The organism is Gluconacetobacter sacchari (assembly GCF_014174255.1).
Taxonomy (GTDB): domain Bacteria; phylum Pseudomonadota; class Alphaproteobacteria; order Acetobacterales; family Acetobacteraceae; genus Gluconacetobacter; species Gluconacetobacter sacchari.
Window position 1 is genome coordinate 1 of the sequence record NZ_JABEQJ010000096.1, and the last position, 1,025, is coordinate 1,025.

1 tRNA gene is annotated in these 1,025 nt (G+C 48.9%); it reads right to left on the reverse strand.

Annotation, left to right across the window (positions count from 1 at the left end):
* Positions 1–928 precede the first annotated feature (928 nt).
* Positions 929–1,005 (reverse strand) — tRNA-Met (locus HLH48_RS22810).
* Positions 1,006–1,025 lie beyond the last annotated feature (20 nt).

Genomic DNA, 1,025 nt, shown 5'->3' on the forward strand with positions numbered 1-1,025 from the left:
TTCAATCAGTCGTTCCCAGATCGCCCATGTTTCGTCCGTGAAAGTGCCTGTTCCGTTTCCTTCTTTCATCCCTACAATATGGGAAGAATTTCAAGCGCTAACAGGGCCTAGACTGCCGTTTCAACAAAGACGATTTAATTCATCGAATTAGACGCGTTGCGCGATATAAAAGAAGGATTCATCTCACACACCTAGACGCAATAGATTTTCTAGAAAAGGCATCCTACTCTACTCAAGAAAGGTGTCTATTTTGCATAGATCCACCGTATTTCAACAAAGGATCCAGCCTTTATACCAGTTTTTATCGTCCGGATGATCATGCGCGTTTAGCTACGCAAATCCTCTCGCTCAAAAGGCCCTGGGTAGTCACCTACGATGACACTCCACAAATTCGGAATTTGTATAAATCGTGTCATCAATATTCGTTCGATGTAAACTATTCTGTCCAGATTAAACGATTAGCATCAGAATTGCTAATTCCCGCACCGGGACTTAACATGCCTAATGAACTAGGAACAAGAAGAATTGCAGCGTAGAAAGCCGAGACGCAACGATGATCAACCCGCCTGCCTGCTGCTTGGTTAGACCTCTCTGCCTGCGAGCCTCCAGTTCGTCAGGAGACGCCACATGCCCGACGAGATATATTCAACTATCCGTTCTCCCTTGAAACCGAAAAAGTGCGGGGCTCGAAGAATGCCCCACACATCGTTGGTTCTGCATTCCGGGACAGATCAAAAAATCCGCTCGACCTGAAAGACGCGCAAGTCGGCTCGCGTGCTTTTCGAGGAGCTCAGGCCGGCCTTCCCGTATCCGGGAACTACGCGGGAATTCTCTCCCGAATGATTCCTATATGATTCCAGTTTGTGGAGCAGAACGCAGAAAGCCCGCTCGAAGAGCGGGCTAACTACTTGATATCAAACGGGATTCATGGTTGCGGGGACAGGATTTGAACCTGTGACCTTCAGGTTATGAGCCTGACGAGCTACCGGGCTGCTCCACCCCGCGGGGGTGAGGGAGGACTGGAA